The organism is Aquitalea sp. S1-19 (genome assembly GCF_024343515.1).
Genome location: NZ_RJTZ01000020.1, coordinates 1 through 20,598, shown reverse-complemented (window position 1 = coordinate 20,598; position 20,598 = coordinate 1). Strand labels below are relative to the sequence as shown.

The 20,598-nt window shown below is 59.8% G+C and carries 24 protein-coding genes; 9 read left to right on the top strand and 15 right to left on the bottom strand.

The genetic code is table 11. From position 1 onward, the window contains the following. Positions 1-201: 201 nt before the first annotated feature. Positions 202-1,467 (top strand): esterase/lipase family protein, encoded by a 1,266-nt coding sequence (locus EGI20_RS05030; RefSeq protein ID WP_498630158.1) that lies wholly within the window; start codon positions 202-204, stop codon positions 1,465-1,467. Positions 1,468-1,649: 182 nt separating this feature from the next. After that, positions 1,650-2,780, top strand: a complete 1,131-nt coding sequence (locus EGI20_RS05025; protein ID WP_498630156.1) for a DUF937 domain-containing protein — start codon at positions 1,650-1,652, stop codon at positions 2,778-2,780. A 70-nt stretch (positions 2,781-2,850) separates the two neighbouring features. Here EGI20_RS05025 and panD read toward each other — a convergent pair whose 3' ends face one another. The 6 genes from panD to pcnB form a co-directional block, all read right to left on the bottom strand. After that, the gene (gene panD, locus EGI20_RS05020) at positions 2,851-3,234 is read right to left on the bottom strand and encodes an aspartate 1-decarboxylase (protein WP_498630154.1); all 384 of its coding nucleotides are present in this window, start codon (positions 3,232-3,234) and stop codon (positions 2,851-2,853) included. An 88-nt stretch (positions 3,235-3,322) separates the two neighbouring features. After that, on the bottom strand, positions 3,323-4,156 hold the full coding sequence (panC, locus tag EGI20_RS05015; protein WP_498630152.1) for a pantoate--beta-alanine ligase: 834 nt from the start codon (positions 4,154-4,156) through the stop codon (positions 3,323-3,325). Positions 4,157-4,166: 10 nt separating this feature from the next. Continuing rightward, positions 4,167-4,958: a 3-methyl-2-oxobutanoate hydroxymethyltransferase gene (gene panB / locus EGI20_RS05010; RefSeq protein ID WP_124735999.1), complete on the bottom strand. Its 792-nt coding sequence runs from the start codon at positions 4,956-4,958 to the stop codon at positions 4,167-4,169. 62 nt (positions 4,959-5,020) lie between these two features. After that, complete coding sequence (locus EGI20_RS05005; RefSeq protein ID WP_498630150.1) at positions 5,021-5,656, bottom strand: deoxynucleoside kinase; 636 nt, start codon at positions 5,654-5,656, stop codon at positions 5,021-5,023. A gap of 28 nt (positions 5,657-5,684) precedes the next feature. Then, complete coding sequence (folK, locus tag EGI20_RS05000) at positions 5,685-6,167, bottom strand: 2-amino-4-hydroxy-6-hydroxymethyldihydropteridine diphosphokinase (protein ID WP_498630148.1); 483 nt, start codon at positions 6,165-6,167, stop codon at positions 5,685-5,687. Next, on the bottom strand, positions 6,164-7,504 hold the full coding sequence (pcnB, locus tag EGI20_RS04995; RefSeq protein ID WP_498630195.1) for a polynucleotide adenylyltransferase PcnB: 1,341 nt from the start codon (positions 7,502-7,504) through the stop codon (positions 6,164-6,166). The genes folK and pcnB overlap by 4 nt, the downstream gene beginning before the upstream one ends. A gap of 290 nt (positions 7,505-7,794) precedes the next feature. On the opposite strand from pcnB, the gene EGI20_RS04990 reads away from it, so the two are divergent. The 3 genes from EGI20_RS04990 to murB all read left to right on the top strand — a co-directional run bounded on the left by EGI20_RS04990 (position 7,795) and on the right by murB (position 10,592). Next, entirely contained in the window at positions 7,795-8,097 is a 303-nt protein-coding gene (locus EGI20_RS04990; RefSeq protein WP_498630146.1) for a hypothetical protein, read from the top strand. Between the two features lie 69 nt (positions 8,098-8,166). Further along, positions 8,167-9,570 carry an MATE family efflux transporter gene (locus EGI20_RS04985; protein WP_498630144.1) on the top strand — a complete coding sequence of 468 codons (1,404 nt, stop codon included), beginning with the start codon at positions 8,167-8,169 and terminating at the stop codon, positions 9,568-9,570. After that, positions 9,567-10,592, top strand: coding sequence for a UDP-N-acetylmuramate dehydrogenase (gene murB, locus EGI20_RS04980; RefSeq protein WP_498630142.1), 1,026 nt, complete (start codon positions 9,567-9,569; stop codon positions 10,590-10,592). The genes EGI20_RS04985 and murB overlap by 4 nt, the downstream gene beginning before the upstream one ends. Position 10,593: 1 nt before the next feature. Here murB and EGI20_RS04975 read toward each other — a convergent pair whose 3' ends face one another. Both EGI20_RS04975 and EGI20_RS04970 read right to left on the bottom strand, forming a co-directional pair. Beyond that, positions 10,594-10,992 (bottom strand): MAPEG family protein, encoded by a 399-nt coding sequence (locus EGI20_RS04975; protein ID WP_498630140.1) that lies wholly within the window; start codon positions 10,990-10,992, stop codon positions 10,594-10,596. 14 nt (positions 10,993-11,006) lie between these two features. Then, positions 11,007-11,675: an energy-coupling factor ABC transporter permease gene (locus tag EGI20_RS04970; protein ID WP_498630138.1), complete on the bottom strand. Its 669-nt coding sequence runs from the start codon at positions 11,673-11,675 to the stop codon at positions 11,007-11,009. A 120-nt stretch (positions 11,676-11,795) separates the two neighbouring features. On the opposite strand from EGI20_RS04970, the gene nadC reads away from it, so the two are divergent. Beyond that, positions 11,796-12,641, top strand: a complete 846-nt coding sequence (gene nadC / locus EGI20_RS04965; RefSeq protein WP_498630136.1) for a carboxylating nicotinate-nucleotide diphosphorylase — start codon at positions 11,796-11,798, stop codon at positions 12,639-12,641. Positions 12,642-12,716: 75 nt separating this feature from the next. Here the strand turns inward: nadC and EGI20_RS04960 are convergent, their stop codons facing one another. The 3 genes from EGI20_RS04960 to trxA form a co-directional block, all read right to left on the bottom strand. Beyond that, entirely contained in the window at positions 12,717-13,346 is a 630-nt protein-coding gene (locus EGI20_RS04960) for a CoA pyrophosphatase (protein WP_498630134.1), read from the bottom strand. A gap of 68 nt (positions 13,347-13,414) precedes the next feature. Then, the gene (gene rho, locus EGI20_RS04955; protein WP_124736009.1) at positions 13,415-14,671 is read right to left on the bottom strand and encodes a transcription termination factor Rho; all 1,257 of its coding nucleotides are present in this window, start codon (positions 14,669-14,671) and stop codon (positions 13,415-13,417) included. Between the two features lie 135 nt (positions 14,672-14,806). After that, a complete protein-coding gene (gene trxA, locus EGI20_RS04950) occupies positions 14,807-15,133 on the bottom strand; it encodes a thioredoxin TrxA (protein WP_124736010.1) in 327 nt (108 codons plus the stop codon). A 154-nt stretch (positions 15,134-15,287) separates the two neighbouring features. Here trxA and EGI20_RS04945 point away from each other — a divergent pair, with 154 nt between their 5' ends. The 3 genes from EGI20_RS04945 (at position 15,288) to EGI20_RS04935 (ending at position 18,299) form a co-directional block, all read left to right on the top strand. Then, positions 15,288-17,024 carry a SulP family inorganic anion transporter gene (locus EGI20_RS04945; RefSeq protein ID WP_498630131.1) on the top strand — a complete coding sequence of 579 codons (1,737 nt, stop codon included), beginning with the start codon at positions 15,288-15,290 and terminating at the stop codon, positions 17,022-17,024. Between the two features lie 55 nt (positions 17,025-17,079). Then, entirely contained in the window at positions 17,080-17,868 is a 789-nt protein-coding gene (gene fabI, locus EGI20_RS04940) for an enoyl-ACP reductase FabI (RefSeq protein ID WP_124736012.1), read from the top strand. Between the two features lie 77 nt (positions 17,869-17,945). Next, positions 17,946-18,299, top strand: a complete 354-nt coding sequence (locus tag EGI20_RS04935; RefSeq protein ID WP_498630129.1) for a YkgJ family cysteine cluster protein — start codon at positions 17,946-17,948, stop codon at positions 18,297-18,299. Positions 18,300-18,355: 56 nt separating this feature from the next. On the opposite strand, the gene frdD is transcribed toward EGI20_RS04935, so the two are convergent. The 4 genes from frdD to EGI20_RS04915 form a co-directional block, all read right to left on the bottom strand. Continuing rightward, positions 18,356-18,721 carry a fumarate reductase subunit FrdD gene (gene frdD, locus EGI20_RS04930; RefSeq protein WP_498630127.1) on the bottom strand — a complete coding sequence of 122 codons (366 nt, stop codon included), beginning with the start codon at positions 18,719-18,721 and terminating at the stop codon, positions 18,356-18,358. Then, positions 18,718-19,128: a fumarate reductase subunit C gene (locus EGI20_RS04925; RefSeq protein ID WP_498630125.1), complete on the bottom strand. Its 411-nt coding sequence runs from the start codon at positions 19,126-19,128 to the stop codon at positions 18,718-18,720. Before EGI20_RS04925 ends, frdD begins: the two co-directional genes overlap by 4 nt. After that, positions 19,125-19,880, bottom strand: coding sequence for a succinate dehydrogenase/fumarate reductase iron-sulfur subunit (locus EGI20_RS04920; protein ID WP_498630123.1), 756 nt, complete (start codon positions 19,878-19,880; stop codon positions 19,125-19,127). Before EGI20_RS04920 ends, EGI20_RS04925 begins: the two co-directional genes overlap by 4 nt. Beyond that, positions 19,877-20,598: FAD-binding protein (locus EGI20_RS04915; RefSeq protein WP_498630121.1), on the bottom strand; the 722-nt coding region annotated here is incomplete at its 5' end. The genes EGI20_RS04920 and EGI20_RS04915, both read right to left, overlap by 4 nt.

Genomic DNA, 20,598 nt, shown 5'->3' with positions numbered 1-20,598 from the left:
TCCGCTCCTAAACGGGCCCGCAATTGCCGGCGTCAAGACCATGCACCCTGCAAGCGTAAACTCGAAATACAATCAGAGACCTGCCATACCACACCCCACCCCATAGCGTGCCATGCCGCACGACCCCGACCCGCATTACGCGTAAGCTATAACGGACCGGTGCACACGATTGCACCCCATACTCCAATGCAGGCCTGCCGCATGCCTACTCCCGTTTCCAGCAAGCCCCACCGACACCTGCGCAGCAGCGATATCCGCGGACTGACCCAACTGGCGACACTGGCCGTCACCCACACCAGCCATATCGTCGAGGGTGTCCATCAGTCGATATGGAATACGCTGGGCGTGCGTGGCGGCAAACAGCACGGCCAAACCGGCGGCATCACCGGACTGATTTATCGCAGCGTACGCGGAGTCACCCAGCTTGTGGACAAGGGCGCACATTTAACGCTCAGCCGGTTGGAGTCGCTATTTGTCGCCGCAGAACAGTCCAGTGAGGACACCCCACAGCGTCTGGCGATACTGGCCGCGCTGAATGGCGTAATGGGAGACAAGCTCAAAGCCAACGTCAGCCCGTTTGCCATTCCCATGCGCCTACGCCTGCATAATGCAGACCTCGACCTGTCGGCACAGCCAGAAGCGAGCGGCAAGCTGCTGTTACTGATACACGGCTTGTGCATGAATGAGCGGCAATGGTGTACCAGCGATGCCCAATCAGGTCAGAGTGCCGGCCATGGCATCGATCTGGCCGAGGCTCTAGGCTATACGCCGATTTATCTGCGCTACAACACTGGCCTGCACATCTCGCAAAACGGGCATGAACTGGCAGAGCGACTGGAAAGCACACTCAGCCGCTGGCCCGTCCCCGTGACCGAGCTCTCGGTCGTCGCACACAGCATGGGTGGCCTGCTGATACGCAGCGCAATCCATTACGCCCGTCAAGCCGGCATGGCATGGCCGGATCGGCTGCAAAAAATTGTCTTTCTGGGCACCCCGCACCATGGCGCACCGCTGGAGCGGGCTGGAAACTGGATCGATGTCATTCTGGGCAGTACGCCCTATAGCGCGCCGCTGGCTAAGATTGGCCAGTTGCGCAGCGCCGGCATTACCGATCTGAGATACGGCCATGTACTGGATGAAGACTGGCAAGGTCATGACCGTTTCCGGCGCAAACCGGACGACAGGCAGATTCTGTCCTTGCCTGCCGGTGTCGTCTGTTACACCATCGCGGCGACAACGGCGAGCAAGCGCGGCACGCTGACCGAATCCATCTTGGGCGACGGCTTGGTGCCGCTATCCAGCGCGCTGGGCGAGCATGCAGATCCGCAGCGCGTCTTGCAGTTTTCCCCGCAAAACCAGAGCATCGCCTACAACACCAGCCATATGGCACTGTTAAGCAGCCCCGAGGTTAAGCGCCAGTTGCTGCAGTGGCTGGGCGATCAGGCTTCCGCCCTCCACGCCGGATAATTAGCCGGCTTGTGAGCAGGCTGGCCGTGTGTGCATAACCTCAGCAGAATAAAACATAAAACAGCCCGCCTTGCGTTAAAAGCAGACAAAGGAAAAAAAGATGGGCTAAGTTGACGTAATGCGCGTAAGCATTTGTTTTTCATCGACTTACATACCAACACCACCCGACTGGGAGTATGGAAATGCACGTCAACTTACTCGATACCCTAAAACAGGGCCTGGCAGGCCCCTTCGCCGAACTCGCAGCCCAACATCTGGGAGAGCCCGCGACCGGCATCAAAAACGCACTGGGTGCCGCCATTCCAGTCTTGCTCGCCAGCCTGTTCAAGGAGAACACCAGTACCGGCGGAACCAACAAGTTGCTGGGGCTGATTAATGCTCCCAACCTGCCACTGTTGCAGGATGCAGGCACCTTGCTCACGCCCGACAAGATAGGCGTAGTCTCTGCCATGGGACAGCAGCAGTTGTCATCCCTCTTTGGTGAAAAACTCGCTCCACTGACCTCGACACTCGCCAGCGAAAGCCATTTAAATCTGCTGTCAATGGACAAACTACTGGCTTTAGCCACCCCCTTTGTTCTCGGTTTTCTCAGAAATCAGGCTGGCGGCGGCACCATAGATGCAAGTGCCCTGAGCAGCCTGTTCAAGGGACAGGAAAGCTTTTTATCCGGACGGATACCCGCAGCGATCACGGCCATGCTGGGCCTGGGTTCTTTAATCGGAGCGGCGCCCAAGGCAGTCGCCCAAGCCATCCCGGATGCCGGTCACAAGATCGAGGCTGTCGCAGCAAAGTCCGGCTTTGGCCGCTGGTGGCTATGGCTGCTCGGACTTGCCGCCATCCTGTTCGGGCTTTTTCAATTCCGTGGCTGCAACCAGCAAGCCACCCCGCCCGAACTGCCCCAGGTCATGAAGCAAGCGGAAGCGCCACCCCCAGCGCCAGCAGCGCCAACAGCCCCCACAGCAAGCACAGCCATGGAGCCCCCCGCCCTTGCCGGCAAGCCGGCAGCCACCCGCATCTATTTTGATATCGATGTATTTACGCCCCCCGCCAGCAGCAAGAATGAACTGGCGGCCATCGCCGAATATGCCAACGCCAACCCCACCGCCAAGATCAGCATCAGTGGTTACCATGATAAAACCGGTGAGCCGGCACACAATATCGAACTGGCCAAAAACCGCGCTACAGCAGTCCAGAAGCTACTGACGGAAGCCGGTGTTCAAGCCGATCAGATCGTACTGGAAGAACCGGTCTACACCGTGGCCGACATGGCCGACAATCGCGAATCCCGCCGCGTGGAGGTAGAAGTCAAATAATCGCACGGCACGTTCCGGACAGCAAAAATCCCGCCAGCGGCGGGATTTTTTCATCTAGAGCAGGCAACGCTTAAGCGACTTGTACCGGCGTGGCACCATATTTCACTTCGGTGATGCGGTTATCCGCATCGACAAATACCTGCGCCGGCTTGTTGGCGACGATTTCCTGCTCGTTCATCTGGGCAAACGTCGCGATGATCAACAGATCCCCCGGCGCGGCGCGGCGTGCAGCCGAACCATTGACCGAAATAATGCCCGAGCCGCGTTCGGCGCGAATGGCGTAAGTCGCAAAGCGCTCGCCATTGGTCACATTCCAGATTTCGACTTCTTCGTATTCCAGAATGTCGGCGGCTTCCAGCAGGTTTTCATCGATGGCGCACGAACCGATATAGTGCAGTTCCGAATGCGTGGTCGTCACGCGGTGCAGCTTGGATTTGAGCATGCTTCTGAGCATGAGGTGTTTCCCTTTTTTTCCTGACAATCAAACCATAAAGCCCGATGCAAACCTGCAGCGGGCTTTATGCGGGTAGAAGACAGACCGTTTAACGCGCGACTTCTACATTGTCGATGAGGCGGGTCTTGCCCAGACGGGCAGCGACCAGCACCACCAGATTTTTTTCACCGGCATGGGCGATTTCCAGCGTTTGTGCCTGGCGCACCTCGACATAATCGACACGCCAGCCATGCGCCTCCAGATCCTGGCGCGCATGCGTTTCCAGCGCCGCATAATCGCTGTCGCCGGACAGCAAGGCCTCGCGCATCAGCGTGAGATTGCGGTACAGGCGCGGTGCCTCGGCACGCTCTTCGCTCGTCAGATAGCCATTACGCGACGACAAGGCCAGACCATCATCGGCACGGCCGGTATCCACCGCTACCAGTTGCACCGGGCTATTCAGGTCTTCCACCATGCCGCGGATAATCGCCAGCTGCTGATAGTCCTTCTTGCCAAAGCAGGCAAAATCCGGCTCGACAATATTGAACAGCTTGGTCACCACCGTCGCGACACCACGGAAATGTCCGGGACGGAAAGCCCCGCACAACTCGTCCTGCAGATGCGGCGGTTCGACATTGAACGACTGGCGTACATGCGGATACAGTTCGGCTTCCAGCGGAAAGAACAGCACATCGACGCCGGCCGCTTCCAGCTTGGCACAATCATCGTCGAAGGTGCGCGGGTAGGCATCAAAATCCTCCCCTTGGCCAAACTGCAGGCGGTTAACAAAAATGCTGACCACCACATGCGCGGCATGCTGATGCGCTTCGTTAACCAGCGCAATATGGCCGGCATGCAGATTGCCCATGGTCGGCACAAAAGCAACGCTAGCGGCTTGTTTACGCCAGGCGCGCAACTCGGCAATACTACGAATGACTTGCATGATACATCCCTTAGAAGGTGTGCTCGGCGGCAGGGAAGCTCTTGTCCTGCACGGCCTTGACATACGCTTCGACCGCACCCTGTATGCTCTGGGCGTCAGCCATGAAATTTTTAACAAAGCGGGCCTTCTTGCCCGGATAGACACCGAGCGCATCGTACGACACCAGCACCTGACCGGACACATCGACGCCGGCACCAATGCCTATGGTCGGCACAGCCACGGTTTCGGTGATTTCGCGCGCCAGCGCAGAGGGCACGCACTCCATCAGCACCATGCTGGCACCGGCCTCGGCCAGCACCTTGGCGTCGTTGACGATGCGGCGCGCATCATCTTCGCTCTTGCCCTGCACCCGGTAGCCGCCAAAAGCATTGACGAATTGCGGCGTCAGCCCGATATGGGCACACACCGGAATGCCGCGCTCAGACAGGAAACGGGTGGTTTCCGCCATATAGGCGCCGCCTTCGATTTTCACCATATGCGCACCAGCCTGAATCAGGCGCGACGCATTGGCAAATGCCTGCTGCGGGCTTTGCTGGTAGCTGCCGAAGGTCATGTCGCCCAGCACCAGCGCACGTTTGGCACCACGCGCGACACAGCGCACATGATATTCCATCTCTTCTTGCGTCACCGGCAAGGTCGAATCTACGCCCTGAATGACCATACCCAGCGAGTCACCCACCAGCAGGATATCGACACCGGCATCCTCCAGCAGGCTCGCAAAACTTGCGTCGTAGCAAGTCAGCATGGAAATCTTGCGGCCTTCGGCGGCCATCTTGTTCAGGGTATTGACAGTGACTTTCATGACCTAGGTGTCTCCTTAGGGTCTTTGGAACTGCGCACAAGCCTGGCTTGTGGCCAGACGCATCAAGCGCTCTTGTTAAAATAACTGCGCTGCCCGCGCATCTCGCTAATGCAGCGCAACAATAATTCAAAATCTTCGCCCCCCTCAAGCAAGTTGAGGTGATCGGTGTTCACGGTCAGCAAGGGCGCAGCATCATACTCGTAAAAAAAGTTGCGGTAAGCCTCATGCACCCGCTTGAGATAGCCGTCAGGAAAATTGACTTCATACTCGCAGGCGCGCTCGGCCACCCGTGACAGCAACACGTCTTCCGATGCCTCCAGATAAATCACCAGATCCGGCGACGGGTACTCGGGCAGGATGCGCGGAGTCAATTGCCGGTAGAGAGCCAGTTCTTCGGCATCCAGATTGGCGCGGGCAAACAGACCATCCTTCTCGAACAAAAAGTCAGACACCACCGGCCGGCCCTGAAGCTCACCCTCTATCATGCTGCGCGCTGCACCACTGCGCTGCAACAAAAAAGAGAGCTGGGTAGACAGTGCGTGATGCGGCATGCTGCGATAAAAACGCGGCAAAAAGGGGTTCGCCTCGGGCGCTTCGGCCAAAAGGTCGACTTCCCAATGCTCGGCCAGACGGCGCGCCAAGGTCGATTTGCCGGCACCTATCGGCCCTTCTATCACCACATAACGCAAAGGATTCATGCACGCTCTCCAACAGTCGGACGGGGGTTTAGTCGTTCAGGCGCTCGATACCAGCCGAACCCAGGCGCTCGGCCAGCTCTCGTGCCGACCCGTAATGACCCAACTGGTAGTCGGGTGCAATCTGGGCCAAAGGCTGCAACACAAAGGCGCGCTCATGCATGCGCGGGTGCGGCAGGGTCAGCACCTCACTATGCCTGATCTCGTCACCATACGTCAGCAGATCCAGGTCCAGTACACGCGGCGCGTTGCGAAAAGAACGCACACGGCCATGCATACGCTCGATTTGCATCAGGGCATCCAGCAACGCATCCGCATCCAGTGCGGTGTCCAGCTCGGCCACGGCATTGACAAAATCAGGCTGGGCAATAAAACCAACCGGTGTGGTGCGATACAAGGCGGAGCTTGCCAGCAAAGAGGTGCCCGGCAAGGCGGCCAGCGCCGCCAGAGCCAGCTTCAGCTGGGCAGCCGGGTTATCCAGATTGCTGCCCAAAGCGACAAAGGCGCGAGTCAAGCGACATCTCCGGCAGCAGGCTTTTTGCGCGGACGGCGGCGGCGCTTGCGCGCAGGTGCACCCTCTTCATCCTTGACCGCGGCAATCAGCGCCTGACGCGCTTCATTGTCGCCCTTCTGGAAATCGGCCCACCAGGTCACCAGCGACTGCGGCACTTCGCCGGCCGCGGCGCGCAGTGCCAGGAAGTCGAAACCGGCACGGAAACGCGGCTGTTCCATAAAGCGGAACGGGCGCTGGCCGCTACGCGCGTCGAAGCGCGGCTGCTGCATCCAGATTTCGCGCATGGTGACGCTAAAGCGGCGTGGACTGGCAAAATCGTTGTCCTGCGTCGCTTCCACATCAGCCATGGCCTGCATCAGGGCCGGAATCGGTTTTTCCCCATCTGCCTGCAAGGCCTGCCAGCGCTGATCCACCTGACGCCACAGCAAGGTCGCCAGCAAGAATCCGACCGAAATCGGCCGCTCGTCGCGTACGCGCGCATCGGTGCTATCCAGCGCCAGACGGATAAAACCGTCATCGGCAGCCTCGCCCATGACCACATCCAGCAGCGGGAAAGCGCCGCCGGACAAGCCTTCATCGCGCAACTTGGTCAGGCAGTCCCAGGCATGGCCGGACAGCAAAAGCTTGAGCAATTCGTCAAACAGGCGCGCAGCCGGTTCGTCCTTGAGCAGAACGGCATGAGAGGCGATCGGCTTGCGCGTTTTTTCATCAATAGCAAAGCCCAGCTTGGCCGCCAGACGCACGGCGCGCAGCATGCGTACCGGATCTTCTTTGTAGCGCTGTACCGGCTGGCCGATCATCACCAGCTTTTTGGCCTTAATATCGCGCATGCCCTGATGAAAGTCGACGATGGATTCGTCGGACGGGTTGTAAAACAGCGCATTAACGGTGAAGTCGCGACGGTGCGCATCCTCTTCCTGCGAGCCGTAAGAGTTGTCGGCCATGATACGGCCCGAGTCGTTCTTGCGGCCGATATTGCCACCACGGAAGGTGGTGACCTCGATGGTTTCCGGCCCCATCATCACATGGACAATGCGAAAACGCTTGCCGATGATGCGCGAGCGGCGGAACAGGTGATGCACCTCCTCCGGCGTGGCATTGGTGGCGACATCGAAATCTTTGGGTGACACACCCAGCATCAGGTCGCGTACAGCCCCCCCGACCACATAAGCGGAAAAACCGGCTTCCTGCAAGGTGGAGGTTACACGTTGGGCGCCGCGACTGAGTTCGTCACGCCGGATTCCGTGCATGGCAAACGGAATGACTTTGGGTTTGCCACGGCGGCTGCCCAACTCTGCGGGCAGTTCGAGCACGCGTCGGATTAACTTGCGGATCATGGGAATGGGGTAGCGGATTCTGGTTTTGGTCACGGGACGCCGCGACAGACATGGAACGGATTATATCGCGAAACCGGCCGATGCACACCTCGCTTGACAAAGGCAGGGCGCACACCCTACGCTGAGCCCTCTTGAGTACAGTGCAATATCTGCTATTCGAGTATCGGGGTTCCGACCCCAGCGCCGATTTAACCGACAACTTGCAGGGCGCCCATATAAATCCTGCTAAAGCGACGCCTGGCTGCGACCGGGCCCGCATAAGGCGACCCGCGCACGACAAGGACAGAACCATGTACGACTGCCAGACTGACAACTACACCGATTTCGATGCCCCGGCACCTGCCGTCTTGCGCCCTGTTTCATGCCTCAACGGCGTGCTGCATGCGCACTCGCTGCATCCCGACACCCATGGCGCACTGGCCAGCCTCGCGGCCCACGCCGCTATGCTGGGCTATATCCCGCGCCACAAAGGCACAAGCTTGCTGATAAGCGATGTTTCACTGGATGACGCACTGGCCATCAATAGCCGTTTTGCCGCCCAGCTGGTCATCAGCTGCGAGCTGCGCCAGGATCCACCCGCACGCCATCGCTAGCACAGGCCGGACAGAAGCAGGCGTTTGCCGCTACAATAGCGTGCTTACGCCTGTTTGCTCTGGATGACCATGCTGTTCGAACTCAATCGTGCGCCACGCGGCGCCATCAGCCGCGAAGCACGCTCCCTGATCCATCTCGCCTTACCCATGATGATCGCCCAAGTCGCCCAAGTCGCCACCGGCTTTGTCGACACGGTCATGGCCGGCAACGTCAGTACCGATGACCTGGCGGCCGTATCCCTGGGCTCCAGTATCTTCGTGACCGCCTACGTGACCCTGATGGGGGTGGTGGCGGCGCTGAATCCTATCCTGTCGCACCAGTTCGGCTCGGGCGAGCATGGCGACATCGGCGAAACCGGCCGTCAGGGCCTGTGGTTCGGCCTGTTTGCCGGCATCCTGGGCATGGTTGCCATGATCGCGGTCGAGCCCCTGCTCAGGCTGTGGCTGACGCTGCCCGAACACGTCGAAGACATGACCATGCTCTACATCACCGGCGCCGCGCTTGGCATGCCGGCGGCGCTGATGCACCGCAGCCTGCACGCCTACGCCTCCAGTCTTAACCGGCCACGGCCCATTATGCTGGTCAGCCTGATCGCGCTGGCACTCAACATCCCGCTTAACTACATCCTGATTCACGGCCTGTACGGCATGCCCAAAATGGGTGGTGCCGGTTGCGGCTGGGCCACCGCCATCGTGTTCTGGTTCAATGCCATCGCACTCTACATCTATATCGCGCGCGCCAAGCACTTCAAGCCCTACGGCCTGACCGAGCGCATGAGCTGGCCCGATTTCAGGCGCCATGCCGGCTTTCTCAAGCTGGGCATTCCAATCGGCCTGTCCTTCTTTGTCGAAGTCAGCCTGTTTTCCTTTATTGCACTTCTGGTCGCCAAACTGGGCACGCTGGTCGTGGCCAGCCATCAGGCGGTACTCAACTTCAGCAGCATCATCTACATGCTGCCGCAAAGCCTGTCGGTGGCCCTGTCGGTGCGCGTCGGGCAAGCCGTGGGCGCAGGCGACTATCTGCAGGCCCGCTTTGTATCCGGCGTAGGGCTGGTGACCGGCCTGATCGCCGCCTTTATCACCATGGCGCTGGTCTTGCTGCTGCGCGAGCCCATCATCCGCATGTATACCAATGACCCGCAAGTCATCGCCATCGGCCTGACCCTGCTGCTGTTTGCCGCGGTCTATCAATTGACCGATGCCGCACAAACCATCGCCTCGGGCGCATTGCGCGGCTACAAGCTCACCACCATTCCGATGTTCATCCATATCGTGTCGTTCTGGGTACTGGGACTGGGCTTGGGCATTGTGCTGGGCTTGACCGATTATCTGGTGCCGGCCATGGGCGTCAACGGCTTCTGGGCCGCGCTGGTGGTCAGCCTGTCGATCGCGGCCTTTTTCCTGGTCTGGTATCTGGCTCGCGAAAGCCGCCAGCGCCTGCATCGCCAACATTTAGCAAAGATTGCGCCATGAGTCTGACCCTGCACAGTGAAACCTCACTCAAGCCCTATAACAGCTTCGGTCTGAATGCCCTCGCGCGCCATTACACCGAACTGGAGACACTGGCGGACTTGCCCGCCCTGCTCGCCAGCGACGCCTACCGGCAGGGACCGGTGCTGTGGCTGGGCGGCGGCAGCAATATGCTGTTTACCCGCGACTATCCGGGCATGGTGGTGCGCATGGCTACCCGCGGCATACGCGTCATCGCCGACACCGATGCGCATATCGAGCTGGAAGCCGCCGCAGGTGAGCTCTGGCACGATTTTGTACTGCATACGCTGGAGATGGGGCTGTCCGGACTGGAAAACCTCAGCCTGATTCCGGGCACGGTCGGAGCAAGCCCGGTGCAGAACATCGGCGCCTATGGAGTGGAAGTAAAAGACATCATCAGCGAGGTGGTCTGCGCCGATCTGGCAAACGGCGGCACCGAAGTCGTTTTGCCAAACAGCGACTGCCGCTTTGCCTACCGCGACAGCATCTTCAAGCACGAAGCCGGTGCGCACTTGCTGGTCACCGCCGTGCGCTTCAGGCTGACCAAAGCCGCCAGCCTGAAAACCGCCTATGGCGATATTGCCCGCGAACTGGACAGCCGCTGCATCAGCGCGCCCACGGCGCGCGATGTCAGCCAGGCGGTGATTGCCATCCGCTCGCAAAAGCTGCCCGACCCCGCGCAACTGGGCAATGCAGGCAGCTTTTTCAAGAACCCGATTGTCGATGCGACCCAAGCCGAAGCACTGCTGGCACGCCACCCGGCACTGCCGCACTATCCGGCAGGTGAAGGCAGGGTCAAGCTGGCGGCCGGCTGGCTGATCGATCAGGCTGGTCTTAAGGGCTACCGCGAAGGCGATGCCGGCGTACACGTCAAGCAGGCGCTGGTACTGGTCAACTATGGCGAGGCGAGCGGCAGCGACATCTGGGCCCTAGCCGACAAGGTCAGGCTGACCGTCGCCCAGCGCTATGGCGTCGATATCGAGCCCGAGCCTATCGTAATCTGAACTAGCCGGCCACGCGTGCCGCTGCAACATACAGGCTGACCATGGCGGCAAAACCCAGCAACCAGGCCAGCGAACGCAGCGTTGGCCGGTCGGTCATGTAAAACACGCCATGCGCCAGACGGGCCGCGATAAAAATCAGCGCGGCCACGTCCATCATCGCTTGCGAGACCCCCACCCACTGCGCCACCAGCACCGCAGCGACCCAAGGGGTCAGCGCTTCCCATGCATTTTGCTGTGCCCAGTTGGCGCGCAGACGATGCCCGGTCGCTTTCGCCAGCACAGTACGCGGCTGATGGTTATCGTACGGCGCCCCCGCCTTGGCCAAGACCGCCCACAACAAAGGCAGTAGCGAGGCAATCAGCAAACTCCACAAGGCAAAACCCATCATCACGTCCCTCACGGTTTAAACCGCACTTAATTCTCACGTTTCCCCAGATAGGTCGCGTCATCAAACGACACCACCCATGCCGGCCGGTACACCGTCAAGACCGCCATCGCCAGGCCCGTGGTAAACGCCTCCGACCACGACAGCAAAAAATAAAACGGCAAGACTTCATTTAGCAAAAAGTCCGTCGCATAAGCCCCTGCCAGCATCAGCGCCACACACGATGCCAGCGTCGACAGCAACAGGCTGGCGCCGCCTGCAGCAAAGGCACACACGAACAGATAGACAAAATAATTCGCCGGTAAATAGCGCCGGCTCAATCGCCATACCCCGTGCACCAGACCAACCGGCAACAAGGCCATGGTAAGAAAATTCATCCCGAAAGCCTGCCACTGCCCCATACCCAAGGCAGACACCGCCAGCAGCACCAACGCCAAAGCCGGCAAGGCCAGCCATGGCCCCAGCATCAGCGTCAGGATAGCCGCTCCTAGCAAGTGAAAAGACAGACCGTCATTGAGACCGCCATGCAATAGCCACAAAGCCAGCACCGCCACCGTCGCCCCCATACCGGCATTAAGCAGGCGGCTATCCAGCTTGCGCCACGGTGTGCGCCACAGGCAAAACAACAAGACCAGCAGCGACAGCAGCGCCGACAAGCCTAGCCAGTCACGAGGAAACAGGTCGGCAGTGAAATTCATAACAGGCACAGACAAAGCAATATGCCCAAATCATAGCAGAACACAGGCGAGTTTCCCTTAAGCATCACAGCACAGCATTCTGCTAGAATCGCGCTTTTGTCGCCCGCCACGGAGAACGCCATGCCCCGCCTGCCCGCCCCTCATCTGATTGCACAGGACGTTGCCCGCGCGCTGGCCGAGGATATCGGCGCCTGCGACTGGACCGCACAACTGGTTGCGGCCGAAACGCCAGGCCAGGCGCGCATTATCGTGCGCGAAGAAGCCGTCATCGCAGGGCAAGCCTGGTTTGACGAATGCTTCCGTCAGGTCGATGCCCGCTGCCAGATACTGTGGCTGGTCAAAGAAGGGGAAAGCGTCGCGCCGGGGCAAACGCTATGCGAGATCACCGGCCCGGCGCGCGCCTTGCTGACAGCCGAACGCTCGGCACTGAATTTCCTGCAGATGCTGTCGGCTGTCGCCAGCGAAACCCGTCGCTACAGCACACTGATTGCCGGCACGCGCGCGCGCATTCTCGACACCCGCAAGACCCTGCCCGGCCTCAGGCTGGCACAGAAATACGCAGTACTGGCCGGTGGCGGCTGCAACCAGCGCATCGGCCTTTACGATGGCATCCTGATCAAGGAAAACCATATCGCGGCAGCCGGTTCAATTGCGGCCGCCTTGCAAAGCGCATTTGCACTGGCGCCGGCCGGGGTCAGCATACAAGTGGAAGTAGAGAATCTGGACGAGTTGCAACAGGCACTCAACGCCGGTGCCTCTCTGGTACTGCTGGACAATATGTCGCTGGAAGAAATGTGCGCGGCCGTGGCGCTGAATCAGGGGCGCGCCGAACTTGAAGCTTCGGGCGGGGTGGACTTCGACACGGTACGCGCCATTGCCGAAACCGGCGTTGACCGCATCTCGATCGGCAAGCTGACCAAGGATATCCGCGCCATCGATTTGTCGATGCGCTTTACCCAGGCTTAAAGGCAAAAACGGCTAAGAAAGCGGCGTGTGTATAGGGCATTGTGCCTTGCACCGCCGTTTTTAAGTAGACAGACCCTAAGCCAGACGCACCGCCAACTGATGCAGCATGCCGGCGGTCGCACCCCAGATGAAATGTTCTTCATGGGTGAGCGAGTAATACTCGCCCACCACGCCACCGCGGTTAAAAGCATGGCGCTGATAGGCCGACAGATCGAGCGCGCGCGCGAGCGGCAGCTCGAAAATCTCGGCCACCTCCCCCGGTTCAGGTACCAGACTCACAGGCGGCGTGATAATGCCGACGACCGGATGGATGGCAAAACCGCTTAAGGTCGGGTAAACCTCCATCTCGCCGACCACGCTGACGCTGTCTTGCGCCAGCCCGACTTCCTCCCAAGCCTCGCGTAACGCCGCATCCATCACACTCGCGTCGTCCGCATCCACTTTGCCGCCGGGAAAACTGATTTGCCCGGCGTGGCTTTTCAAAGCCTCGGTGCGGCGAGTCAATAAAATGCTCGGCCCTTGTGCATGCCATAGTATGGCGATCAGCACCGCCGCCGCCCGCAATGCCACATGCGCAGGAAAGCCCTGGGCAAATTCGGGGCGGACGGGCCGCGCCGCGCGCGCCATGCATAGGGACAGCCAGCCATGGGCCTCCTCGGCCGTGGCGGGGAAGTCGGGACGAAGACCATGATGGACAGGATTCATCCGCATATCATGTCTGCTTGCCATAAAAAAAGCCAGCACAAAGGCTGGCTTGTTTTGGCGATCAGATCTTAGCGGCGCATCGAATCGAAGAAGGCTGCATTGGTCTTGGTCGCGCGTATCTTGTTCTGCAAGAACTCCATCGCCTCGATATCGTCCATCGGATACAAGAGTTTGCGCAGCACCCAGATACGCTGCAACTGGTCTTGCGGCACCAGCAGCTCTTCGCGGCGTGTGCCCGAGCGGTTGATATTGATGGCAGGGAAAATACGCTTCTCGGCCATTTTACGGTCAAGATGCAGTTCGCAGTTGCCGGTACCCTTGAATTCTTCGTAGATCACGTCATCCATGCGGCTGCCCGTGTCGACCAGCGCGGTACCGATAATGGTGAGCGAGCCACCTTCTTCGACATTACGCGCGGCGCCGAAGAAGCGCTTGGGACGCTGCAGCGCATTGGCGTCCACACCACCGGTCAGCACCTTGCCCGAAGCCGGCACCACCGTGTTGTAGGCACGCGCCAGACGGGTGATGGAGTCCAGCAGAATCACCACGTCTTTTTTATGCTCGACCAGACGCTTGGCCTTTTCGATCACCATCTCGGCGACCTGCACATGGCGCGTAGCCGGTTCGTCAAACGTCGAACTCACCACTTCGCCGCGCACCGAACGCTGCATCTCGGTCACTTCTTCCGGACGCTCGTCGATCATCAGTACGATCAGGATTGCTTCCGGATGGTTGGCCGAAATGGCATGTGCAATATGTTGCAGCATCACCGTTTTACCCGACTTGGGCGGTGCCACCAGCAAGGCGCGCTGGCCTTTGCCTATCGGGGCGATCAGGTCAATGATGCGGCTGGTAATATTTTCTTCCGCCTTGATATCACGTTCCAGCCTGAAAGGCTCCGTCGGAAACAGCGGCGTCAGGTTTTCAAACAGGATCTTGTGCTTGGAGTTTTCCGGCGGCTCGCTATTGACCCGATCCACTTTCACCAAGGCAAAGTAGCGTTCGCCGTCTTTTGGCGTGCGGATCTCGCCTTCGATGCTGTCGCCGGTGTGCAGATTGAAGCGGCGGATCTGGCTGGGGCTGACATAAATATCATCCGGACCGGCCAGGTACGAAGTATCCGGGCTACGCAGGAAGCCGAAACCGTCGGGCAACACCTCCAGCGTACCTTCGCCGTAAATGCTTTCACCTCTTTTAGCCTGGTTTTTCAGCAGGGCAAAGATCAGGTCTTGTTTACGCAAGCGGTTGGCGCCGTCAATTTCATTGGCGATCGCCATTTCCACCAATTGGGTGACGTGGAGATGTTTGAGGTCAGATAAGTGCATAGCAGCCGTGTGTCGACTTTTGATGAAGTGAAGGGAAACGATTGACTTCAAAAGCCGGAAGTATGAGGAAGAAAACGGGAGAACAGGCGGCGGAGGGGCCGCCCGTACATGAAACTGCTGGAAGGATAGTCTTGATTAGATGTGGCTGTCAATAAATGCCGTCAACTGACCCTTGGCCAGTGCACCGACCTTGGTTGCCACCACTTCGCCATCCTTGAACAGCATCAGGGTAGGAATGCCACGAATACCAAACTTGGGCGGGGTCTGCTCGTTCTGGTCGATATTAAGCTTGACCACTTTCAGGCGACCTTCGTAATCGCGCGACACATCGTCCAGAATCGGGGCGATCATCTTGCAAGGACCACACCACTCGGCCCAGTAATCAACCAGAACCGGGCCCTGTGCCTTCAGTACATCCTGTTCGAAGGAGTCATCGCTAACGTGCTGGATAAGATCGCTCATGGTTTCCTCTGGGTATGTATGCGTTATTCGCTGTTTAAGGGCTGATGGTAGCAAAGCCTCAAGCCCAGCGGCAAGCCCGAATCCGGCAAGGCTCTGGCTTTGGGCCGGCAGCAAGCCTGCATGACAAAATAATAGCAGGGCGTATAGTACAGGCATGACTTTCCCCCTGCCCGCCTTGCGCACACGCCTGTACCGCCTGATGCCGGGACTGCCGGCTTTCGTCCACTACCGGCATCAGGACTTACCGGCCGATCTGTATGCCGGCCTCACCGTGGCCAGTATTGCCCTGCCGGTGGCGGTGGCGTACGCACAAATGGCCGGCTTTTCGCCCGAAATCGGCCTGTATGCCTGCATGCTGCCACTACTGACCTATGCACTATTCGGCAGCTCGCGCCTGTTGATACTAGGGCCGGATGCCGCCACTTGCGCCATGGTCTCCAGTGCCCTGATTCCGCTGGCCGCCCAGCAGCCGGACACCTACCTTGCGCTGTCGGCGCTGCTGGCTTTTTTTGCCGGCGTGTTTTGCCTGCTGGCAGCACGCCTGCGCCTGGGCTTGCTGGCCGACTTTTTGTCCCGCCCCATTCTGGTCGGCTTTCTCAACGGAGTAGCGCTGAGTATTTTCATCGGTCAAAGCGGGCCACTGCTGGGTTTTACCCTGGACAGCCACCGTATTTTGCCGCGTCTGGCCGAACTGGCCGATAAGCTGCCGCAAACCCACCTGCCGACACTGGCCATCGGCCTGTTGACCTTCGCTACGATGTTGCTTTGCGCCCGATTGCTACCGCGCCTGCCTGCTGCGCTTGTCGCCATCATCGCCAGTAGCAGCACCGTGGCTGCACTGGGTTTGCAAGCCAAGGGAGTGGCCACACTGGGCTTCGTACCTGCCGGCTTGCCTACCCTGCACCTGGACTTTAGCCATATATCGGCTTACGAGTTGGGCGGGCTGTTGACGGCTGCCGCCGGCGTTGCCCTGATCAGTTTTTCCAACGCCATCCTGACCGCCCGCAGTTTTGCCGCCAAAACCGGCGAACAAATCGACCCGGATCAGGAACTCAATGCACTGGGCGCAGCCAATATCGCGGCGGCGCTGTCCGGCAGTTTTGCCATCAGCGCCGCCGACTCGCGCACTGCCGTCAACCTCTCGACTGGCGGGCGAACCCAAATGGTGTCGGTCGTCACCGCCGGAGTGATCGCGCTGGCCATTGTGTTTCTGACGCGCCCCTTGCAATTTGTTCCGATCGCAGCGCTGGCCGCCATTTTAATGCATGCAGCCTTTGGCCTGATCGATCTGGCCACACTGCGCCAGTTGCGCCAGATCAGCCGCAGCGAACTGGGGGTCGCACTACTGACTACGCTAGGAGTGGTCAGCGCCGGTGTGATGCAAGGCATCGCGATTGCCATCGGCCTGTCGCTCTTGCGTTTTATCCGCATCACCGCCAGGCCTGACGACGAGATTCTTGGCCGCATTCCCGGTGTGCCCGGTTTTCACGATAGCCGGCGTCACCCCGATGCAATACTGGAGCCCGGCGTGCTGATTTACCGCTTCAATGCACCGCTGGTTTTTTTCAATGCACCCTACTTCAAGCACCGCGCCTTGCAAGCCTGTCAGGCACAAACCGGCTTGCGCTGGATGATCATAGACATGCTGCCGCTGACCCGTCTGGACGCCACCGGGCTTTATACCCTGCACGAACTCAAACACGAGCTCAGGCTGCGCGGCATCCATCTGGCGCTGGCCGGGCGGCGTGCCGAACTATTGCAATGGCAGCAAAGCCATGCCCAGCAAGACTGGGGCAGCGCCGACCATCTTTACCAGACGCTGAAACAGGCACTGCGTGCTTTTCAGGCAACAAATACCACAAGCCCGCCATTGCCAGGCACGGGGCATTAGGCGAACGGCACGCATCGGGTATAATGCCCGCTTGTTACATGTACAAGGACTCGAAATGGGTTTCCTGCAAGGCAAGAAAATTCTGATCACCGGCATGATTTCCAACCGTTCGATCGCCTACGGCATCGCCCAAGCCTGTCACCGTGAAGGGGCAGAACTGGCGTTTACCTATGTAGTCGACAAGCTGGAAACGCGTGTCCGTGATATGGCCGCCGACTTCGGCTCCAAGCTGGTCTTCCGCTGCGATGTGCAGAACGATGACGAAATCAATGCGCTGTTTGCCGACCTGGGCAAGGAGTGGGAAGGTCTAGATGGTCTGGTGCACGCCATTGCTTTCGCCCCGCGCGAAGCGCTGGAAGGCGACTTCCTCGACGCACTGAGCCGCGAAGCGTTCCAGACCGCACACGACGTATCGGCCTACAGCTTCCCGGCACTGGCCAAGGCGGCACGCCCGATGATGCAGGGACGCAAGGCATCGCTGCTTACCCTGTCCTATCTGGGTGCGGTACGCGCCATGCCCAACTACAACGTGATGGGTCTGGCCAAAGCCAGCCTGGAAGCGTCGGTACGCTTTATGGCTGCCAGCCTGGGCAAGGAAGGCATACGCGTCAACGGCATCTCGGCCGGCCCGATCAAGACACTGGCTGCAGCCGGCATCTCCGGCTTCTCCAAGCTGCTCAGCGCTGCGGCCGACCAGGCCTGCCTGCGCCGCAATGTCACCACCGAAGAAGTCGGCAATACCGCCGCCTTCCTCTTGTCCGACCTGTCGTCGGGCATTACCGGTGAAATCACCTATGTGGATGCCGGCTTCAGCATCAATGCCATGAATGCGGCAGAAAACTAAGCACGCACCACCATAGGCAAAGGCGTCCGCTTGCGGACGCCTTTATTATTTTCGCCGACCGGATCCCCTGCCCCATCATGAACAGCAATAGCCAAAAAATCCGTTTTTTCCGCAGCCATATCCCGGCCTTTGCCTGCGTACCCGGCTGCCACGATTGCTGCGGCCCGGTCACCACCTCGAGCGAGGAGATGGCCAGACTGCCGCGCAAAAGCGCGGCCGAACACGAAGCAGCGCTGGCGGCACTGAGTTGTCCGCACTTGGGTGACAAGGGCTGCCAGGTTTACAGCGAACGCCCGCTGATCTGCCGCCTGTTCGGCACCACCGCCAGCCTGCCCTGCCCGCACGGCCGCCGCCCCGAAGTACTGACCGCCCCGGATATCGAAACACAGATTCATCAGTACATGCGCGACACGCGCCAGGTGCTGGTTTAAACTCCGGCCATGACACAGCCCGGCCAAGCCGGGCTGTGTCAACGCTTCACCCAAACTCAGAAGCCTATCGTCCACAGCGCCCAGACAGTGAGCAGCGTGCCGACCAATGCCGTGCCGTAACACAGCACCCGGGCGCCGGTGCCGGCATGGATGCCCACATCGTGCAGACTATGGAAGATGCGGTGTACCGCATGCCAGAAAAACAAGGCCACCACCGCCAGGATAAAGGCCTTGCCGAACAGGTTCTGCGCAAAGGCCAGCATATTGGCGTAGGAGAAAGCATCCGCCGGCAACAAGCCCAGCGGGATGGCAAAGGCGGTGATCAACACCAGCATGGCGCCGATCAGCGCCGACAACATGCCGCCGGCGCCAAACAGCAGCCAGAATATCGGCTCGTGACTACGCTTCAGTGATGATTTCATTGCGTACCTCCGTTAGCCAGCATCCAGACAAGACCGAACAAGGCCATGCTGGCAGCCAGTGCCGCACCCAGCCCCAGCACGGTAATGGTCGCACCGGCCACCCGCCTGCCGCCGAGCTTCATAGGCGGCAAGGTGCGCGGCATGATCTTGAACCAGGTGTAGCCGTGATACAGCATCATGACGAAGATGGCGGCGTTGATGATCAACAGCGGCACACTGGCAACTAGCGCGCGGTAGGCATCCCACACGGCCTCGCCCTGTGCCAGACACAGCACGCCCACCAGCAGCTCCAGCGCATACAGCCAGACAAAAAAGGCCGTGCCTTCATGCACCATATACTCGACAAAAAACGGATCGCGCTTCCACCAGCCAGCCATAGGCCGGACATAGGGTTTTCTCGCACTCATCGGCACTCTCCTTTTTCGCCAGCAGGACGCATAAAGCGGAAGAAGTAGTCGCGCGCGCTGTTCATCTTGCCCACGTTGACCGCATTTGCCGGGTCCACCATCTTCGGGCACACCTCGGAGCAATAACCCACCGCAGTGCAGTTGAACACGCCGACTTCGCTATTGATCAGCGCCATGCGCTCGGCACTGCCGCCATCGCGACTGTCAAGGTTGTAGCGGTGCAACAAGGCAATGGCGCCCGGGCCGATAAAGTCGGGATTGAGGCCGACCTGCGGGCAGGCGGCATAGCACAGGCCGCAGTTGATACAGCCGGCAAACTGGGCATAGAGATCCATTTCTGCCGGCGTCTGCAGATACTCACCCTCATCCAGCGAGCGGGCCTCTTTGGGGATCAGGTAAGGCTTCACCTTCTGCAGCTTGTCCATAAAGCCGTCCATCACCACCACCAGGTCGCGCTCGATCGGGAAGTGGGCCAGCGCCTCGACCCTGATTCCTTCGGGGTAGTCGCGCAGGAAGGTCTTGCAGGCGAGAGACGGCTTATCGTTGACCATAATGCCGCAACTACCACAGATCGCCTGCCGGCATGACCAGCGCAGGCTCAGCGTGCCGTCCAGCTCATCCTTGATGTAGTTCAGCGCGGTCAGTACCGACATATCGTCGCTATACGGCAGCTGATAATCCTGCCACACCGGCACCTCGTCCTGCTCGGGGCGGTAACGCAATACCGAAACCTTAGCCATTGCTGCGCTCATTCTTTAGCCTCCTGCCCTGCCTGTTGTTTTTCCACGGCCTCGCCTGCCGCACCATAGGCGCGCACACGCGGCGGCGAACGGGTGATTTTCACATCGCCATACGAGATGGCCGGTGCGGCTGCGCCCTGATAATGCGCCAGCGAGTGCTTGAGGAAATTCACGTCGTCGCGCGCCTCGTAGCCGTCCAGACGCTGGTGCGCACCGCGCGACTCGCGCCGGTTCAGTGCCGAATGCGCCATGGCTTCGGCCACATCCAGCTGGTAGCCCAGCTCGATCGCCAGCAGCCAGTCGCTATTCCACACCGAAGATCGGTCTTCGATGTGGATGTCGCGGTAGCGCACCTTAAGCTCGGCCAGCTTGTCGCAGGTGGCCTGCATGCTGTCGTGCAAGCGGTAGATGCCGCAGCCCTCTTCCATGGTTTGCGCCATTTCGCGGCGAAGGTCGGCGATGCGCTCGCTGCCATCGCGGCGCAGCAGGTTTTGCGCCGGCAAGGCGGCCGCTTCGGCTAGTTTGAGCAAGGCCGCACTATTGCGTGGCTTGGCGGAGCGGGCATAAAGGCTGGCGGATTCACCGGCCACCTTGCCGAACACCGACAGTTCGGCCAGCGAGTTGGAGCCCAGCCGGTTGGCGCCGTGAATGCCGACGCTGGAACATTCGCCGGCGGCAAACAAGCCGGGCAAGGAGGCTGCGCAGTGAATGTCGACCGGTATACCGCCCA

Bases quoted from the DNA above. Each gene is read 5' to 3' on its own strand.
- EGI20_RS05025 (WP_498630156.1), top strand. From the start codon at position 1,650: ATGCACGTCAACTTACTCGATACCCTAAAACAGGGCCTGGCAGGCCCC.
- fabI (WP_124736012.1), top strand. From the start codon at position 17,080: ATGGGTTTCCTGCAAGGCAAGAAAATTCTGATCACCGGCATGATTTCC.
- frdD (WP_498630127.1), bottom strand. From the start codon at position 18,721: ATGAAATCATCACTGAAGCGTAGTCACGAGCCGATATTCTGGCTGCTG.
- EGI20_RS05005 (WP_498630150.1), bottom strand. From the start codon at position 5,656: ATGAATCCTTTGCGTTATGTGGTGATAGAAGGGCCGATAGGTGCCGGC.
- panB (WP_124735999.1), bottom strand. From the start codon at position 4,958: ATGAAAGTCACTGTCAATACCCTGAACAAGATGGCCGCCGAAGGCCGC.
- trxA (WP_124736010.1), bottom strand. From the start codon at position 15,133: ATGAGCGATCTTATCCAGCACGTTAGCGATGACTCCTTCGAACAGGAT.
- EGI20_RS04960 (WP_498630134.1), bottom strand. From the start codon at position 13,346: ATGAATCCTGTCCATCATGGTCTTCGTCCCGACTTCCCCGCCACGGCC.
- EGI20_RS04925 (WP_498630125.1), bottom strand. From the start codon at position 19,128: ATGAGTGCGAGAAAACCCTATGTCCGGCCTATGGCTGGCTGGTGGAAG.
- murB (WP_498630142.1), top strand. From the start codon at position 9,567: ATGAGTCTGACCCTGCACAGTGAAACCTCACTCAAGCCCTATAACAGC.
- EGI20_RS04970 (WP_498630138.1), bottom strand. From the start codon at position 11,675: ATGAATTTCACTGCCGACCTGTTTCCTCGTGACTGGCTAGGCTTGTCG.
- EGI20_RS04985 (WP_498630144.1), top strand. From the start codon at position 8,167: ATGCTGTTCGAACTCAATCGTGCGCCACGCGGCGCCATCAGCCGCGAA.
- pcnB (WP_498630195.1), bottom strand. From the start codon at position 7,504: ATGATCCGCAAGTTAATCCGACGCGTGCTCGAACTGCCCGCAGAGTTG.
- nadC (WP_498630136.1), top strand. From the start codon at position 11,796: ATGCCCCGCCTGCCCGCCCCTCATCTGATTGCACAGGACGTTGCCCGC.
- EGI20_RS05030 (WP_498630158.1), top strand. From the start codon at position 202: ATGCCTACTCCCGTTTCCAGCAAGCCCCACCGACACCTGCGCAGCAGC.
- EGI20_RS04935 (WP_498630129.1), top strand. From the start codon at position 17,946: ATGAACAGCAATAGCCAAAAAATCCGTTTTTTCCGCAGCCATATCCCG.
- panD (WP_498630154.1), bottom strand. From the start codon at position 3,234: ATGCTCAGAAGCATGCTCAAATCCAAGCTGCACCGCGTGACGACCACG.
- panC (WP_498630152.1), bottom strand. From the start codon at position 4,156: ATGCAAGTCATTCGTAGTATTGCCGAGTTGCGCGCCTGGCGTAAACAA.
- EGI20_RS04945 (WP_498630131.1), top strand. From the start codon at position 15,288: ATGACTTTCCCCCTGCCCGCCTTGCGCACACGCCTGTACCGCCTGATG.
- EGI20_RS04920 (WP_498630123.1), bottom strand. From the start codon at position 19,880: ATGAGCGCAGCAATGGCTAAGGTTTCGGTATTGCGTTACCGCCCCGAG.
- rho (WP_124736009.1), bottom strand. From the start codon at position 14,671: ATGCACTTATCTGACCTCAAACATCTCCACGTCACCCAATTGGTGGAA.
- EGI20_RS04990 (WP_498630146.1), top strand. From the start codon at position 7,795: ATGTACGACTGCCAGACTGACAACTACACCGATTTCGATGCCCCGGCA.